Genomic DNA, 16,598 nt, shown 5'->3' with positions numbered 1-16,598 from the left:
CGTATTTCCTCCCTAGAATATCATCTAATTATTGTATACATGTAAAACTTCTTCCAATTTGATTCTGTCTTATAATCTTAAAGCTAGTTGTTCTGACATGAGTTCTGCTTGTTCAAGGACGGTGTCAATTGCTTGTTTACTGATTTCTGGTGGATAACCATATTTTTTTAGTAATCGTTTAACGATGATACGCATTCTTGCACGAGCTGAGTCTCGCAAATTCCAATCGATACTCATGTTATCTTTAATTGATTTTGTGAGCTCATGTGCAATGATTTTTAATGTATCATCGCCTAAAACTTGTTCCGCAGTCTCGTGAGACGCTAATGCATCATAAAAAGCAATTTCTTCTTTGCTGAGTCCGTTCTGCTCACCACGCTTGAATGCTTCATCCATTTCTTTAGCTAATTCAATCAATTCTTCAATAACTTTTGAAGTTTCAATGGTTCGCTTATTGTATTTATTCAAAGCATTCGATAACATGTCTGAGAATTTTCTCGCTTTGATCAAGTTACTGCGCTGAATACTTTTCACCTTACCATTTAGTAAACGATTCAATAACTCAACTGCCAGGTTCTTTTCTGGTAACGCACGAACATCTTCTAAAAACTGATCTGATAAGATCGAAATATCTGGATTCTCTAAACCGAGTTCTTTATAAATATCAATGACCTCTTCAGAAATAACTGATTTTGAGATTAATTGATTAATTTGAGCATCCATCTGTGTAGCAGTTTTTTTCTTGCTACTATCGCCAATAGTTTTTACTATACTTGCTTTGACAGCCTTGAAGAAACCAATTTCATCATTCAACTCTTCAGCTTCTTGTGTTGTCGCACACAAAGCGTACGCTTTTGATAGCTCTGTCACTGTATCTAAAAATCGTTTCTTCTCTTCCTCACCTAATCCGATTACATAATCCATTGTCGTTACAATCGCTTTAATACGGTGGGATGATTTTTCTGACATAAACCCTGAGTAATTATGACCATACAATATTTCCGTAATTAATTGATACTTCTCTAACATGACATCAACTGCAAGTGAGGTATTGACACCTGCCATTTCACGGTCGTTGTCTGTGTACTGTTTTAATGCTTCTTTTAAATTATCTGCCACGCCGATATAGTCGACTACTAAGCCACCTGGTTTGTCTTTAAACACACGGTTTACTCGAGCAATTGCTTGCATTAAATTATGCCCTTTCATCGGCTTATCGATGTACATAGTATTCATAGAAGGGACATCAAATCCTGTTAACCACATATCGCGTACAATGACAATTTTTAGAGGGTCTATATTGTCTTTCATGCGGCGTGCTAAAAATTCGCGACGTTTTTTAGTGCCGATAAAGGGTTGCCATTCGACAGGATCACTCGAAGATCCTGTCATTACGATTTTGATGGTACCTTTATCATCGTCATCGGAATGCCATTCTGGTCGGATTTTAATAATCTCTTTATACAGATCGATTGCGATACGACGTGACATGACAACAATCATAGATTTACCGAACATCGCTTTTTCACGTTCCTCATAATGGTGAACCACATCTTGCGCCATTTTCTCGATACGTGAACCAGCGCCGGCGATTGCTTCTAAACGTGACCACTTGGATTTCAGTTTTTCCTTCACTGAAGATTCCTGATCTTCTGTAATGTCTTCATAGTCATCGTCAATTGCCAAGCCTTCTGGTAACTCTAAAGGAATAACTCTAGATTCATAGAAAATTTTAACCGTTGCCCCATCCTCGACGGCTTGCGACATATCGTATACATCAATGTATTCACCAAACACGGCCGGTGTATTTCGGTCCGTCGATTCTACAGGTGTTCCTGTAAATCCAATGAACGAGGCGTTCGGTAAAGCATCGCGGACATACTTGGCATATCCATATTTAACTTCGCCTTCGCGATCTTTCTGTTGAGATATCGCTGCACCAAAGCCGTACTGGGAACGGTGTGCTTCGTCAGCTATGACAATGACATTTTTACGGTCTGTCAAACTTGGCATTTCACCCGTTTCCGCATCGGGAGAAAATTTCTGTAACGTTGTAAAAATGATGCCGCCGGATTCGACGTTTAATAATTCACGCAATGAATCACTCGATTGAGCTTGACTAGGGGACTGGCGTAGAATCTCCTTAGATAGAGAGAATGTTTTATACAACTGATCATCCAAATCATTTCGATCTGTTAAGACCACGATTGTAGGATTATTCATCATTTTAATAAGTTTTCCGGCATAAAAAACCATTGATAAACTTTTCCCTGATCCTTGTGTATGCCAAACGACACCAATTTTACGATCACCGGTATCTTGAGTTGCGTCTTGAGTTTTTTCAACAGCTTTGTTTACAGCATGATATTGATGATATGCCGCTAAGATTTTATAAGTGTTCTCTCCATCAGATTGGAAGAGTATAAAGTTTCGAATGATATCTAAGAGGCGATGTGGTGCTAACATCCCGTTTAACATGACTTCGAGTTGCGGTTCTGCGGGACTTGCTAACGAAGATCCATCGACAGTGCGCCATTTCATGAAGCGTTCTTCGTTTGCGGTGAGAGAACCCACGCGTGCATTAATGCCGTCACTTGCGATTAGGAATGCGTTGTAACGGAAAAGAGTAGGTATTGCTTGTTTATAAGTCTGAAGTTGATTATAAGCATCTGAGATATCGACGTCTTCGTTAGTTGCACTTTTTAATTCGATAACAACTATAGGTAGACCATTCACAAATACAATTACATCAGGACGTTTATTGGCTTGTCCTTCAATAATCGTAAACTGGTTAACTGCCATAAAATCATTGTTTTGTGGCTGTTCAAAATCAAAGACATAAACAGAAACCGTGGGATTATACCCATCTGTTCCTTGTACTTGTATCTCAATACCATCTGTTGCCAGTTTATGAAATTGTTTATTGTTTAAAATCAAATTCGGTGAAGCATTCGCAATGATTTTTTGTACCGCTTCTTCAATTACTGTCGCTTCAATCGTTGGGTTAATCTTTCGCAAAGAATCACGCAACCGGTCGATCAGCACAACATCCTGATAACTGCCACGTTCCGGATGCTCCCCATCAGGTGCAATATCAGGCCCTTCGACAATGTCATATCCTAATTCTTCTAACCATTCAAGAGTTGCAATTTCTAGTTCTGATTCGTTATATTTGAACATCTCTTACACCTCCAATTCATCAGGGATTTCAATTTCACCAGACAATAATTTAGGAAGTAAAGAATCCCGTATTTGTTGCAAGTAAGCATTTTCTTCATGTAATGATTTGATTGTTTCGGACATACCCATAACGGTTTCACCGTAAGACTCCATCATTTTACAACATAAAGCCATTTTAAAATCTAAGGCAACTGCTGGAGTTACCCTTTGTCTACTATTAGTAGAACCAGTGGCGTGTGCAATTAAATATTCATTAAAAGCTTCAGATTTACAAAGGTTGTACATAAAGCTGTTAGATTCTCTAGAATTATTTTTTAGTACGACGAATTCACTAGACGCTACGTTCAATAAATGATTTTTTAAATTAGGTAACCAAACCCGAGGTGTTCTGGGGTTCATTTTAGAAAAAACAACACAGTTGTCTTCCAATAGCCACTTGTTACTTTTAATTGTTGAAACATTATCCAGAGTTGGTAATTGATTCTTATCATAGGCGGGTAAACTAAAATGAATTACATTTTCAACATTAGTTTTTTTAGGGTTGAATGTTTTTTTCAATATTTTAGTAATATCAGATAACTTGACAATGCTCCACTCTTTAGGTATCTCTCCTAACTCACTTTGCACCATTTCTCCACCACTTGATTTATAGGGCTTTCCTTCTTCATTTGGAAATTCGAAGTCGATGAACCAATGTTTAAATAGAACCTTAGATATTTCTTCTAATTTTGAGATTAAATCCAAATTTAATTCTATTTTCGAGTCCAATGAACCAAGAATACCAATAATTTTTTTTTGTTCATTAATATCAGGAATCAGAACTTCGAAGTTTTTAACTATAGTTCCGGAGACTTCTTTGAAAGTGGAGCCAGTAGCCTGATTTTCTAGAGCTGGGGTGTTGAATTTCATTAAATAGTACATATATTCGGGTAATATTTTATCTTGTCTGCAAATCAGACTCTTAAAACCTTGATTAGTAGATATATTATTCTTTGAAATAGCCACATACCCTATTGGAGCTCGTGAGGTAAATAATACGGTGTTGGCCGGCATTAGCCTTGCGCTAGATCTTTGTAATCCTAAAGTTGTGAGGGAGCGCTCTCCTTTACTAATATACCTTCTGTTAAAATTTGATAAATCTTTTGGGGTAAGCCAAGCAATATCATCACCATAATATTCTGTTTTTTTCGTAGACGGTGTACCGCCTCCAATTACTTCAGCAATATCAGAAATTTTGTATTTTTTAAATTCCATAACCAATCCCGCCTAACGCTTTACGAATCTGTTCTTCTAATTCTTTTGATTTTGCAAATTGTTCTGCTAGTTCACTTGTTAAGCGTTCCATTTTTTCTTCAAATAACTCTCCATCATCTTCTTGTTTAGCTAATCCTACATACCGACCAGGAGTTAACACGTAAAAGTGCTCACGAACTTCTTCAATAGTTGCTTCTTTACAAAAGCCTAATTCATCTTTATATTCTTGTTCATTTGTTCCACGCCATGCATGGAATGTTTCAGCAATTTTATTGATGTCTTCTTTACTGAATTCCTTATGCGTACGATCTGCCATGAAGCCGAGGTGACGCGCATCAATAAACAGAATTTTATTGTTTCGTTCACGTTTACCTGTTTTCGCTTTATTTTTTGATACGAACCATAAACATACAGGGATTGGTGTCGAGTAGAATAACTGACCTGGTAAAGTGACGATACATTCCACTAAGTCATTCTCGATTAAGTTTTTTCGGATTTCCCCCTCGCCACTTGCATTAGATGACATTGAACCATTTGCCAAAACAAAGCCTGCTGTACCTGCGGGGGCTAATTTTGAAACCATATGTTGTACCCAAGCGAAGTTGGCATTATTTTGTGGTGGGATTCCATATTGCCAACGTACATCATCCTGTAATTTATCGCCCCCCCAGTCTTTAATATTGAACGGCGGATTTGCCAGAATAAAATCAGCTTTTAGTCCCTTGTGTACATCGTTCAAGAATGTATCAGCTTGGTGGGGACCAATATTACCATCAATTCCTCGAATAGCTAAGTTCATTTTGCACAGTTTCCAGGTCGTCGGATTGGATTCTTGGCCATAGACAGACAAGTTATCAATCCGTCCTTGATGTTCTTTGACGAACTTTGACGATTGAACAAACATTCCCCCAGATCCACATGCTGGATCGTAAACACGTCCTTGATAAGGCTCTAACATTTCGACCAATAAAGCGACGATAGAAGATGGCGTATAGAATTCCCCACCATTTTTCCCTTCTGCACTCGCAAAGTTGCTCAAAAAATATTCATAGACGCGTCCGATAACGTCTTTTTCGCGACTATCCTCGTCTCCAATTTTGAAAGAGAACAAATCAATCGTTTCGCCAAGGCGTGTTTTGTCAAGCTCTGGTCGTGCGAACGATTTTGGTAATACACCAACTAAAGACGGATTCTCTTTTTCGATGGCCACCATTGCAGCATCAATAAGTTGCCCGATTTCAGGTTTTTTAGCGTTGTCTTTGATGAATGACCAGCGTGCTTCTTGTGGGACGAAGAAGATATTATCTGCTACATATTCGTCACGGTCTTCCTCGTCTGCCCATTCATCCTCTTTTAATTCTGCGTGTTTCTCTTCGAAAGCGTCTGAGACGTATTTTAAAAACAATAACCCGAGGACGACATTTTTATACTCGCCTGAATCCATAGATCCACGTAATTTATCTGCCATTTTCCATAGTTTTTCTTCAAATCCCAAGTTTGCTGTTGCCATTCGATTTCCTCCTATTATTAACGAAATAGTGATTACTTTTATTTCTAAATCACTTAATATATTTTTATAAATCTGCACAACCTTCAGCTGTAGCGTAAACTTCTATAAACATTTTACAGTAATGAGTCGGCTAGACCTTTAAAAATATTTTCTATAGAATGATCCGGTTTAGAGAAGAGTTTCGAGAAAAAGTAATTAAAATCATTCCGCTTTTTCATTTCTAAAAAGTCGTTGAAGATAAAAATTTTCTTTTTCCTCGCGGACTCCTTGAAGATACTCATTGAGCTCTATTTCTTTTACGGAAACTAAAGCCCGATTTTTAGTGCCTGGCATTGTCTCAACAAGATTCATGACATCTATAGTAGTGGTATTTCTTGCAGTGACTAAATGTCTAGCTACACTAATCTCATTTCGTTTCCCTACATGGCCGTATCTTATCACTACCTTCCAATATGCGAATTCCATATTATTTTCCTCCCTTTGTATTCACTAGGTTGTTTATTCTATCAATTCGAAAAGTGATGTAAGCCCACTATCTTTATAGGCTAGATCTTTTGCTGTTTTTAATTGATACTGTGCCTTTTTTAGTTGTTCTTCATAATCACGCTGAGCATTTCGGTAACTGTTCACTACAGATTGTTGAACTGAAAGCTCGGGAAGATATAGAGTTGCTGTTTCTAAATCTTTTGCACTTAGTACGGGCAGGGAAGTGCCGCTGGCCAAGTCGTTTAGGGTGAATTTTCCTACAGGACTATCGAGATACATTTGTAGAAATTCTGAATCGACTATATCTTTATTTGGTCGGATAGCAATAAAGTTATGTGATAGTACGAGTGTTCCGTCGTGAGGTGGAACTACTGCAACTTTTTGAGCATATCCCCGAGATGAAATCAAAATATCTCCTTCTTTGACTACATAAGGATCTATTTTCATGTTTGCTTTAAATGAAATATTCGATAGTTTTTCAACTTGAATTTTCCCGTCATGTACATCAGACATTTTAATGATTTTAAATTTACCATTCTTCTCCTCGCTAGAATTTTGAGGAGTAGTATTTAAGCCTTTATATAACTTTCCAATCTCGCCAAACTTGAGGGTATGACTTGAATCATTTTCTAGCTTGTCGAATAGAATCTTGTACGTACCTTCACCTTCTATAACTGCCTTATCGTTTTTGATATGTTTACTAACTAGTAAATTGTCACCGACGTAGGAAGTATTGATTGTCTTACTAAACGATTCTTGATCTTTCGGATTTTCGACAAGATCAAGAATTTCTTCAATATGTTCTTGCGTTAAATATTTTTGTTTCTTCCTAGATTTAAATAAATGGTCTGCTTTAATAAATTGAATTTTTCCTTTTTTATCAAACGATTTATTTTTATTTAAGACTAAAATATTTATAGGGATAGCAGTGTGGTATAGGACGTTCTCTGATAATGAAATAATAGATTCGATTTGATCCATATCAATTAATGTTTTTCTAATGGTTGCCTCGCTTCCTCCTCTAAAGAGGGCCCCGTTGGTCACCAAAAGAACAACTCGTCCTTTCCCCGTAGAAGAAGAGAGAGCATGTTGTACATAAGCCATATCTGCATTTTTTTGTGGGACACGGCCATAAATAAATCGATCGTATGGATCATTTTCAATTTGTTCTTTTTCATGAGGATAGAGCGACACTCCGAAGGGCATAGACATAGCGATATAATCGAATCGCTTTAATTGTTCGTTCTCAAAGAAAGCAGGATGACTAATAGTATTTCCATAAGCATATTGAACGTTCTTTATCCCACTAAGAAGTAAGAGTAGTTTCCCCATAGCCCAAGCATTTGGATTGAACTCTTGACCAAAAAAATTAATGTTCTTATTTTTGTTTTGATGGTCGGCTTCTATTAGAAGTCCACCAAATCCCGCAGTACCATCATAGAAGGAAGAGTCGTTTTGAATGTTGAGCAAGGAGATCATCAATTCTTGAATAAACAACGGAGTAGTATGAGTTGCCAGGTCTCGTCTGTGGTTCAATCCTATGTCCGTTTGAATTTCATTAATTAGTAAGCTGTAATTAAGTTCGTGATCATTTTCTAAAGTCAAAAAAATATCAAATAGAAGTTTGTTCTCAACGATATTCCAAGGTATTTCTAAACAAGAGTACACGTTATTAAAATCCGGAAATTCGTTTTCAATAAGGCGGAACATTTCTATTAACTTTTCTTTTACGCTAGATGGGTTTTGAATTAACGCTTGTAAATCGAGTTTGTGCGAAAAATGATTGGTTTGTTCACTTATGTATTTAATGCTGTAGATTGCTAACGCTAACTCAGTCGAAGGAACATTGGTTCCTCTCGTAAGCTCTTTCAAGACTTTGTAACTTTTAGTCATCAAGATACCAACTCCTCAGTAAAGTTATTACTAAAACTGTTAACCGTAGAATAACGTATAGGAATAGTAATGTAAAGTTTTATTTTTAGTAATTCATTTACTGTTTTGAAATGTGTCAATCTCGAAACGGAAATAGAATGATTTTGTTAAATCAGCTTTTACGATCTTTTATAAGTCGAGAAGCGAAACTTCGTTTCGTGACGCAGACTTCGAAAAACCGCCAGGGCGTTAGTCCATCGATTGTTCCACGTGAATGATTGCCTCGAACGGCACATGGATGATCCCATCCCGCTGATTGGCCAGTTCGACGGTCCGCTCCATGTAGTTTGTCCGGTGAACGAACCCTTTGAATCGTTTCATTTCCCGCTCCTCCACATATTTTACCTCGACCATATCCCCACTGAAAATTGCGTCATTCAGCACGTTTTCATAAACCGATAAGACCTGTTCATCGACATCTGGCATCTCAATCTTTTGGATTTCCTTATAATACTTCGTCAATAACGCCTTGTGCTCGGGCATAAGGAATGGGATCCATTTTAGCTCACCCCGGTCGCGATACATCGTCATCATAATTCTCCTTTCATATAAACGAACATTTGTTCTTATTTTATACCCGATTTATCTCGTTTGAACAGCTCTTTTTTGATTATTGATCCGTGCGTCCTGTTTCCGTACTCTAGCTCGCTGGTCATCGGTGCAAGGGACGTCAAAAAAATGACGCGCCCTCCGGCCCGTCTTCCTTCGCTTTTGGCTCAAAGCAAGGCTTTTCGCTCGTTGGCTACGGAAGCCTGGTCCTCCGTTTGCTCTACGCATTTTTTTGAGGCTCTCCCTGCGGTCGCCCTTGCACCGTCTCCCAACGCTCGCTGCGTTCCCGTCAACAGGACGCACAACGGTGTTCGTTCTGAGGACAGCTTATCCGAAAGGGGACAAACCATCATGGAACTATCGTCAATCATCGAGGTCATCCGTATCAAACAAGAGGTTCGCGAGGAAATGGTCGCCCTCAAGCACGCCGTCATCCAATCACCCGACAATGCCCGACAAATCGGGGCATCCTTCATCGGGGATGATGACCGGGAGGTGTTCCTCGTCATCATGTTGAACACGAAAAATCGGGTCATCGGCGTCCATCGGGCGCACGTCGGGAGCGTCAATTCGAGCGTCGTTCACCCGAGAGAAATCTTCAAATGTGCGATTCTCAATAATGCCTCGTGCATCATCGCCTGTCACCAACATCCGAGCGGGGACCCGAGCCCGAGCCGAGAGGACATCCTCGTCTCCGAACGCTTACATGAGGCGGGCGACCTCATCGGCATCCCGGTGCTCGACCATCTCATCCTCGGTGCGGACGAGTCATATGTCAGCATGAAACAGCGAGGTTACATGGGTTGAATGGAAAGGAGCGGGGCCGGGGGACCGGTCCTGGTCCGTCCGGTAAGGGCAAGGAGGAAAAACATACGTTTTTCTTTGACGGGTTTAGCGACTCGCGTTGCTGTCGCCTGGATCCAGAATTCGGATCCGGGAAAAGGAATGTTTTCGCGTGGCGAAAACAAATGATTTGGTGAGAAGTCAAAGGCATAAAGAAATCACGTTGCTCTGTTTTTTCATGAATGTGTATTTGCGATGTTTGGATTAATGAAAAATGAGTGCTTATTTGGTGAAAATGGCCGTTTTTCCTACGTAAGCCCTGGGCTTGTTTCAAACAAGCCCAGGGCTTATATGAAACAAGCCGAGATGTTGAGAGGTCAGATTCAAGGTATTGTTGAGCTATCAACAAGAGAGGATGATTCAAATGAATCACACATTGGACCAACAAACGATTGAAGAGATGAAAGAGGTATTGCTTAGAAGACTTCCTGAACGGATGGACATCGATCCTGAGGCCTTCGAGTTAGTGAGCATGGATATCCTTTGTGAAGTGAAAGAAGGGGAACGATTGAAACAGATGACGGTCTTCTTTAATACGAACACGCTTCAAGTACATAACTGATTGTTTCGAAATGCATACATGTATACTTGTAGATTTGTATACATGTATACATTTTTATTTAGTGAGTCTTTGAACGAAGCGTAAATCGCATAAGTATTGGGAATTGGTCTATAAAAACTGAAAGGGGTGAGGCGTGATGAACGAACGGATACTTGATGGCTATGCGTTCGATGGATTGGATCCGTTCGTCCGGACCGTGTTCTCTGAATTGATGGAGCGTCCAGATTGGATGCGCGTCGTCGACAGGGAACATTGCGTCGAGAAGGTCGTCCGGTTCGATGAAGGACAGAACTCGCCCTACTTCCGCGTGGTGATCTATCTGGATTCTGAAGAGCGTCCGATCAAGAGCGTATATCTATATGGGACGTGGGTGGTGGCGAATGGGGACGTCAGTTTCGTCGTCTCGGAGCTATCCAAAGGTGTATTCGAATATGAGGTGATGCATGTCCATTGGCTCATCAAGTATCGGTTCGAGGATTGGGGAGTCTCTGAGGACGGGGCCTGGGAGAAGAAATGGTGATCCGTGCTCATGCGTGAGCGTCTAACGCCTTAGGGCGAAGTCGCTCATCGCACCGCTGCCTCCCTGACGGACCGATAACAAGAGCTGCTGGCTCACCGCCGCATCTCTATGTTCCTGGACCTTTCTAACGGGAGGCACGGAGCGTAAGGGCAACGTCAAAAGCAAAAGCGTGGGCGCGTCTAGTGACGCGCCGAGAAAACCATTCGATCAGAAAAGTTTTTAATGTCAATCGTGTTTGTGATAACTACAAGAGTTCTAAGTTTATAGGGAATCTCTCTAAAGACAACTAAACGGCTTGTGCCCAGATAATTTCAGGACTCAAGCCGTTTAAGTAAAATTTCACTATTTAACTTGTCTACATAATTAATATAGAAAGTATTCACAATCTAGATAATTTATTATTGAGTTAAGGTGTTACTGCCCGCCACTTTAGACCTGAATAGTAAGATTTGTAAAAATCTGAGGAAGAAGAAACCGCGTATGTTGTTGTCCAGACCGCATTTACTCCAGTAGTACCTTGGTGTGTCATAGTACCACGGTTATGGAAACTCCCGTTAATTAAATAGTTGAAGCCTGAACCTTTAACCTCAACTCGAATATCACCGTCGAATTTTTTGTTATCTGCAATCATACCAACATAGAAGGGTTTTTTGGTCGTTAACCAACCGAACGAACCATTTCTACATCCTTCTAAAACAGCAGATAAGTTTGGCTGATAACTGCTTGTAACAGGAATATTAGTTGACGTTTCAATCCAATGACAATTAGATGATGTGGTAGCCATCAAAGATAAAGAGTTCTTTTTTTGGTTTTCTTTTTGATATCTTTCTTTAACTTTTTCTACAGGCTCTCCTGAAAGTTCTGATACGCGTTGCATGGCTTCTTCGTATGTAAGTTCGATTTGGTATTCATCCTCAAGGTTGTCAACCTTTTTGACTTTACTTTCAGAAGCTAATGCTGATCCATTTGAAGCCAATAGAACTAAGAGTACGGGTATAACAAGTAATATCTTTTTCACTGTTTTTCCTCCTGACAAATGTTAAGTAAGTACAATCCAAATTTTAATCCATAAAATAGCCGTATAAAACCATAAAAATACAAAATAGTGATTTATGACTAGTTATTTTTTACAAAACAGTATATTAGTATGAATTTATAAAAAGGGACATCCATTTACAATAATTTTGTGGTTATATAGAAGTAAGTAGGCTTAGGAGGGATTTTTTATGAACATTAAAAAAGTAGCAATACCTTTAATATTAATCTTATTACTAATTCCTTTAAATGCTTGTAGTAAAAAATCTAATGCAGCAGATATATACACGGGAAAACCACTAAAAATCGGCGTAATTGGAGAATTTCCTGATGTTAATGAATCCAAAGTGAGTTTCATCTCTATCGATTTTAATGACCTTCTTAGTGAAGATGAAATTCAGAAATTAGATGCTGTTATTATTATGAAAAAACACTTACAGGAAGCTTCAAATAGTAAATATGCTAAGGTTTATCAAAACTCGGAAAAACCATTCTTTTTTATTGAATCAACAAAATCATACCTACCATTTGTTGATGAGAATACAAGATATGATGATGCTATTGATGTAAATTCAGGAAGCTATGCAACAGGATATATCAATGTGGACGGCAAACATACATATTGGGGGTATGGATTATATGATGATCAAGTAAATAAGAAAAATATAAGAGACGCATATTCCCGAATTTTTAAAACAATAGAAGAATACTCAAACTAAAAATTCTTGATTAAAAGCGAGGTATTTTAAGCTGTTGAAGAACACTATTCGTCTGAATGGTGTTTTTTGTTTGGAGGTCATTCACGGACTTCTGAGTGATTTGAAGTGAATTAAGGTAATATCTTACTTTAATACAATGTTCGTGGTATTATTTAATAAAATCATCATTGTATTATTTAATAAAATCATCATTGTATTAAAGGGGGATATGTATGTATACGATTGACGAAGCATTTGAAATCTTATCGAAGAACAAGCTTACAAGCCATAAGGAGACGGTCCGCAACTGGGTACGAAAAGGCGTGATCCAGGCAGAACCGCTCGAGTCGCGTAAAAAAGGTTATCGGATCAGTGAAGAGGCGCTCGAACAGTTCATCAAAGAACGGATGCCGGAAGGATGGGAGCTGTATCCGGAGTCGGTGACAGGGGATTCGCGGGATGTCGTCAAAAATGAGGATGAAGCTCCGTATCATGCCGAAATCGATATAGAAGCGATCAAAGAGCAGGGGCGTATCGAGATGTGGAATCGAGTGGCCGGTCGTTGGCTATGGGAAGGTCATCTTGAAATCACACGGACGATGATACGAAATGCGATCGAGCACAGAGGTCATTCAAAAGAGTTCGAGCAGTTCGTCTGGGAACGATGTCTCAAGGACAGCGCACCGCGTAAAAGACCACGGGTCCTTTACTTAGTCGATGCGTTTCTATTCGAAGGGGAGCGGGTGCCGTTTGATCAGGATTTTGGCATCAAAGAAGAACAAATCATGCATGCGTTGATTGAGCATGTCAGGGTGAAGAAGAGAACAGGTATGTATAAAAATGAAGCGGATAGCAGATGATAGTTGTAGCACGATAGACGATTGGATGATATTTGTGAAGGCACAACTTATTTAGCAAAGAGGGTGATGCCTTGCAATCTATAATCAGCGGACACTTATTAAAAATGTCCAACTCTCCAGTATGGTTAACAAATCATATAAGCAAATTAAGAAGGGATGTAACACTGAGTCGTCAGTGTACACCCCTTTTACAATGATGAATGTGTTAAATAGAGTTTTTAAGTATACCTATCAAAAACGATCTCGATATTGATTTCGCATAGCATCAAGTTTCTGTTTCTTCACTTCAGGGTCGGTGGTGAATCGATAGGTACTTCCCTCATATATCCAGGTCTCATCAAAAATGATGCCGTTCATGATAGGGCGATACGGCATGGCGCGACAGAAGGTGTGACCTTTCAAAAACTTTGCGGCTTCCTGAATCGTCGCACACTCTTTCAATTCTTCCCCGTCTTTAAAGATCAAAACAGGCTTCTCCCTTCTGTTCTCTGCTTTTGGTGTCCGAAAGTACATGCTAAACGCCTCCTTTAATGCGAAAAACCTGTATGTATTTTTTATATGGTGATATGTGAAATGTTGAAGCTATTTAACAGATATCATTTTATAATGAGACTATGTTGAATAATTTTACAATAAATTCATATGAGGTGATAGAGAATGAATAAATTGATCAAGATTGGGAGTGCCGTTCTATTTAGTGGAGCGCTATTGGTGTCGCCATACGGGGAAGCGTCGGCTGCTGCGAGCATCAAAGTCCATTACATCGATGTCGGGCAAGGAGATGCTATCTATATCAAGATGCCGAGCGGTGAGGACGTCATCATCGACGGGGGGAACAAAGGAAAGGGCGATGCTATCGTCGCCTACCTCAAAAAGCAAAAAGTCGACGATATCGAGGTATTGATCTCGACGCATCCGGATGCGGATCATATCGGTGGATTGGACGAAATCCTAGATGCCTATCGTGTCGAGAACGTCTACGCACCAAAAGTGAAACACACAACCCAAGCCTACAAAGACTTCCTTCAAGCCGTGAAACGGGAAGGGAAGACCATCAAAACGGCACAAGCCGGCGTGAAACTGCCGATCAAAGGTGTCAGTGCGAAGTTTGTGGGTCCGGTCAAATCCTACTCGAACAGTGACTTGAACAACTGGAGTGCGGTCCTTCATGTCACGTACAAGAAGAACACGTTCTTGTTCACAGGGGACGCGGAACACGTTTCTGAGAAGGACATGATGGCGAAGAAACAGACGCTCCGTGCAGATGTCTTGAAGGTGGGCCATCATGGTGCCAAGACATCGACGAGTAGCACGTTCCTAAAAACGGTCAAACCGAAGCATGCCATCATCAGTGTCGGGAAAAACAGCTACGGGCATCCGACATCCGAAGTGGTAACGAACTTGAAACGTCAAAAAGTGAACACGCTTCGAACAGACAAGAACGGTACAATCATCATTACGGGGAACGGATCGAGCTACGCCGTGAAAAAATCAAAATGAAGCGCCGCAGAGGAATCATCGATCGATTCGAAGGAGACTTGGCTGTCGTCGAATTCGGGGAAGTGATGGAGGACATCCCAAAGTCACGACTTCCGGAAGCAGTTCAACCTGGCGACGTGCTGTGGTTTTACGAAAATGGACGAGTTGAAGTAGACGTAGAGGAAAGGCAACGATTATCGAAAGAAATTGATGAGTTGATGGATGAGCTTTGGGAAGATTAAAAACGAGTATCAATTATTTGTGATTATATTTTTTAAAACTTACAAATCAGTATTTAATAAAGACAAATCGGCAAAAAATTTTATCTAAATATAAAGCTCGATTGACATTGAATAAAAACTGATATAAAGTCAACAGCATAATATTCACTAGGAGGATTGTTAAGAATGATGCACGCCGGGAGATTACGCCACCACACTTTGAACAATGGCTAATTGAATATGTTCAAAGGCTCTGTTTTCATAAAACAGAGTAAATGGGAGTAGTCTGCACATTTTTATCAATCTTTGACGAAGAAACCACACACTTACAAACATAGCAGATTTACAACTCTTTTTGCCGTGTCCTTTTATTTTTGATAATGGACGCTTCTTAGTTGTAGCTCATTTACTCCTGATCACAGACACCGTTTTGTCTGTGATTTTTTTATGACTTCATTTAGTTAAGTCTAATTAGAAAAGATTGAAATGAAAAAGTATTAAAAATGCATACATTTCACTTGCTTATCGCACAACATAAAAATTGGAGGAACAAATCATGAACGAATTTAAACGGCTTGCAAAAAATAAAGGATTAGATGTGTTAGAGAATAGCATTATGGTAAATGAATCGGGTGTTGATTTTCAGGTTGCTTATGCAAAAGATACGCTTGGTAGCAAGTGGATACTAAGAATTCCTCGAAGATTAGATTCGATGAGGAGCGCCTTGAAAGAAAAGATGGCACTAGAAATTATGGAAGAACATGTGAGTTTTCAAGTTCCAAATTGGTCGATTTTTGATGATGAACTAATTGCGTATAAGCAATTAGATGGTGTTCCGGTTGCAACAATTGATGTAGAGCAACAAGATTACATCTGGAGTTTTGACAAAGAGAATACACCACAATCTTACTATCAGTCATTAGGTAAAGTGTTGGCAGAACTACACACATTACCACATCGACACTTCAAAGAAATCGGTATCAAAACTCTATATGCTAGAGATTTAAAGAGTTCAATGAAGATACGGATGGAGAAGGTGAGACAGAAGTATCATGTGAATTCAGAGCTATGGGAGCGTTGGCAAGAATGGTTGGCGAATGATTCGCTATGGCCATCGCATGTAGGTGTAAGCCACGGGGATTTACACCCTGGCCACATACTAATAAATAAGAATTTTGAGGTCTCTGGTTTGATAGATTGGACAGAAATTAGTATTGCGGACACATCTGTGGATTTTCTATCACATCTATTACTGTTTGGTAAGGATGGTTTGACAAAGTTACTCGATGCTTACGACAATGCAGGCGGAAGAACATGGTCAAGAATGGATGAGCATATAATTGAGTTGTTAACAACCAGCGCAATAACTGTAGCTGAATTCGCAGAGATATCTGACCTACAAGATATGCGTGAAACAGCTGCTCATATGCTTGCACAAAATGTATGAGGTAAAAATGGCAGCCTCTGAA

General features: G+C 39.5%; 16 protein-coding genes. 8 read left to right on the top strand and 8 right to left on the bottom strand.

All coding sequences use genetic code 11. The features are described from left to right. Positions 1–69: 69 nt before the first annotated feature. The 6 genes from AC5LIL_RS14920 to AC5LIL_RS14895 all read right to left on the bottom strand — a co-directional run bounded on the left by AC5LIL_RS14920 (position 70) and on the right by AC5LIL_RS14895 (position 8,893). Positions 70–3,180, bottom strand: coding sequence for a type I restriction endonuclease subunit R (locus AC5LIL_RS14920; RefSeq protein ID WP_499825390.1), 3,111 nt, complete (start codon positions 3,178–3,180; stop codon positions 70–72). A 3-nt stretch (positions 3,181–3,183) separates the two neighbouring features. Continuing rightward, positions 3,184–4,434: a restriction endonuclease subunit S gene (locus AC5LIL_RS14915; RefSeq protein ID WP_499825389.1), complete on the bottom strand. Its 1,251-nt coding sequence runs from the start codon at positions 4,432–4,434 to the stop codon at positions 3,184–3,186. Then, a complete protein-coding gene (locus tag AC5LIL_RS14910) occupies positions 4,424–5,944 on the bottom strand; it encodes a class I SAM-dependent DNA methyltransferase (RefSeq protein WP_499825388.1) in 1,521 nt (506 codons plus the stop codon). Before AC5LIL_RS14910 ends, AC5LIL_RS14915 begins: the two co-directional genes overlap by 11 nt. Positions 5,945–6,145: 201 nt before the next feature. Beyond that, the gene (locus AC5LIL_RS14905) at positions 6,146–6,409 is read right to left on the bottom strand and encodes a hypothetical protein (protein WP_499825387.1); all 264 of its coding nucleotides are present in this window, start codon (positions 6,407–6,409) and stop codon (positions 6,146–6,148) included. A gap of 33 nt (positions 6,410–6,442) precedes the next feature. Continuing rightward, complete coding sequence (locus AC5LIL_RS14900; protein ID WP_499825385.1) at positions 6,443–8,323, bottom strand: N-6 DNA methylase; 1,881 nt, start codon at positions 8,321–8,323, stop codon at positions 6,443–6,445. Between the two features lie 228 nt (positions 8,324–8,551). Next, the gene (locus tag AC5LIL_RS14895) at positions 8,552–8,893 is read right to left on the bottom strand and encodes a YolD-like family protein (RefSeq protein WP_499825384.1); all 342 of its coding nucleotides are present in this window, start codon (positions 8,891–8,893) and stop codon (positions 8,552–8,554) included. Positions 8,894–9,262: 369 nt separating this feature from the next. Between AC5LIL_RS14895 and AC5LIL_RS14890 the strand changes: the two genes are divergently transcribed. The 3 genes from AC5LIL_RS14890 (at position 9,263) to AC5LIL_RS14880 (ending at position 10,836) form a co-directional block, all read left to right on the top strand. Beyond that, the gene (locus AC5LIL_RS14890) at positions 9,263–9,718 is read left to right on the top strand and encodes a JAB domain-containing protein (protein ID WP_034799662.1); all 456 of its coding nucleotides are present in this window, start codon (positions 9,263–9,265) and stop codon (positions 9,716–9,718) included. A gap of 400 nt (positions 9,719–10,118) precedes the next feature. Further along, the gene (locus AC5LIL_RS14885; protein ID WP_214704260.1) at positions 10,119–10,316 is read left to right on the top strand and encodes a hypothetical protein; all 198 of its coding nucleotides are present in this window, start codon (positions 10,119–10,121) and stop codon (positions 10,314–10,316) included. 136 nt (positions 10,317–10,452) lie between these two features. After that, positions 10,453–10,836, top strand: coding sequence for a hypothetical protein (locus AC5LIL_RS14880; RefSeq protein ID WP_499825383.1), 384 nt, complete (start codon positions 10,453–10,455; stop codon positions 10,834–10,836). A gap of 406 nt (positions 10,837–11,242) precedes the next feature. Here AC5LIL_RS14880 and AC5LIL_RS14875 read toward each other — a convergent pair whose 3' ends face one another. Continuing rightward, on the bottom strand, positions 11,243–11,854 hold the full coding sequence (locus AC5LIL_RS14875; RefSeq protein WP_499825382.1) for a hypothetical protein: 612 nt from the start codon (positions 11,852–11,854) through the stop codon (positions 11,243–11,245). Between the two features lie 208 nt (positions 11,855–12,062). On the opposite strand from AC5LIL_RS14875, the gene AC5LIL_RS14870 reads away from it, so the two are divergent. Next, on the top strand, positions 12,063–12,590 hold the full coding sequence (locus AC5LIL_RS14870) for a hypothetical protein (RefSeq protein WP_499825381.1): 528 nt from the start codon (positions 12,063–12,065) through the stop codon (positions 12,588–12,590). 212 nt (positions 12,591–12,802) lie between these two features. Next, a complete protein-coding gene (locus AC5LIL_RS14865) occupies positions 12,803–13,429 on the top strand; it encodes a helix-turn-helix domain-containing protein (protein WP_499825380.1) in 627 nt (208 codons plus the stop codon). Between the two features lie 231 nt (positions 13,430–13,660). Here AC5LIL_RS14865 and AC5LIL_RS14860 read toward each other — a convergent pair whose 3' ends face one another. Then, a complete protein-coding gene (locus tag AC5LIL_RS14860) occupies positions 13,661–13,942 on the bottom strand; it encodes a hypothetical protein (protein ID WP_214818889.1) in 282 nt (93 codons plus the stop codon). 144 nt (positions 13,943–14,086) lie between these two features. On the opposite strand from AC5LIL_RS14860, the gene AC5LIL_RS14855 reads away from it, so the two are divergent. The 3 genes from AC5LIL_RS14855 to mphN all read left to right on the top strand — a co-directional run bounded on the left by AC5LIL_RS14855 (position 14,087) and on the right by mphN (position 16,576). Next, complete coding sequence (locus AC5LIL_RS14855; RefSeq protein ID WP_499825379.1) at positions 14,087–14,929, top strand: ComEC/Rec2 family competence protein; 843 nt, start codon at positions 14,087–14,089, stop codon at positions 14,927–14,929. After that, complete coding sequence (locus tag AC5LIL_RS14850; RefSeq protein WP_499825378.1) at positions 14,926–15,150, top strand: DUF3006 domain-containing protein; 225 nt, start codon at positions 14,926–14,928, stop codon at positions 15,148–15,150. Before AC5LIL_RS14855 ends, AC5LIL_RS14850 begins: the two co-directional genes overlap by 4 nt. Before the next feature lie 535 nt (positions 15,151–15,685). Continuing rightward, entirely contained in the window at positions 15,686–16,576 is an 891-nt protein-coding gene (gene mphN, locus AC5LIL_RS14845; RefSeq protein ID WP_214818893.1) for a macrolide 2'-phosphotransferase MphN, read from the top strand. The last annotated feature ends 22 nt before the right edge of the window (positions 16,577–16,598 follow it).

The organism is Exiguobacterium sp. RM11 (assembly GCF_059821525.1).
The sequence above is the reverse complement of the archived record's forward strand: the minus strand, read 5'-3'. Positions and strand labels throughout refer to the sequence as shown.

Coding starts and splice junctions, on each gene's coding strand:
- AC5LIL_RS14920 (WP_499825390.1), bottom strand. CDS start 3,180: ATGTTCAAATATAACGAATCAGAACTAGAAATTGCAACTCTTGAATGG.
- AC5LIL_RS14915 (WP_499825389.1), bottom strand. CDS start 4,434: ATGGAATTTAAAAAATACAAAATTTCTGATATTGCTGAAGTAATTGGA.
- AC5LIL_RS14910 (WP_499825388.1), bottom strand. CDS start 5,944: ATGGCAACAGCAAACTTGGGATTTGAAGAAAAACTATGGAAAATGGCA.
- AC5LIL_RS14905 (WP_499825387.1), bottom strand. CDS start 6,409: ATGGAATTCGCATATTGGAAGGTAGTGATAAGATACGGCCATGTAGGG.
- AC5LIL_RS14900 (WP_499825385.1), bottom strand. CDS start 8,323: ATGACTAAAAGTTACAAAGTCTTGAAAGAGCTTACGAGAGGAACCAAT.
- AC5LIL_RS14895 (WP_499825384.1), bottom strand. CDS start 8,893: ATGACGATGTATCGCGACCGGGGTGAGCTAAAATGGATCCCATTCCTT.
- AC5LIL_RS14890 (WP_034799662.1), top strand. CDS start 9,263: ATGGAACTATCGTCAATCATCGAGGTCATCCGTATCAAACAAGAGGTT.
- AC5LIL_RS14885 (WP_214704260.1), top strand. CDS start 10,119: ATGAATCACACATTGGACCAACAAACGATTGAAGAGATGAAAGAGGTA.
- AC5LIL_RS14880 (WP_499825383.1), top strand. CDS start 10,453: ATGAACGAACGGATACTTGATGGCTATGCGTTCGATGGATTGGATCCG.
- AC5LIL_RS14870 (WP_499825381.1), top strand. CDS start 12,063: ATGAACATTAAAAAAGTAGCAATACCTTTAATATTAATCTTATTACTA.
- AC5LIL_RS14865 (WP_499825380.1), top strand. CDS start 12,803: ATGTATACGATTGACGAAGCATTTGAAATCTTATCGAAGAACAAGCTT.
- AC5LIL_RS14860 (WP_214818889.1), bottom strand. CDS start 13,942: ATGTACTTTCGGACACCAAAAGCAGAGAACAGAAGGGAGAAGCCTGTT.
- AC5LIL_RS14855 (WP_499825379.1), top strand. CDS start 14,087: ATGAATAAATTGATCAAGATTGGGAGTGCCGTTCTATTTAGTGGAGCG.
- AC5LIL_RS14850 (WP_499825378.1), top strand. CDS start 14,926: ATGAAGCGCCGCAGAGGAATCATCGATCGATTCGAAGGAGACTTGGCT.
- mphN (WP_214818893.1), top strand. CDS start 15,686: ATGAACGAATTTAAACGGCTTGCAAAAAATAAAGGATTAGATGTGTTA.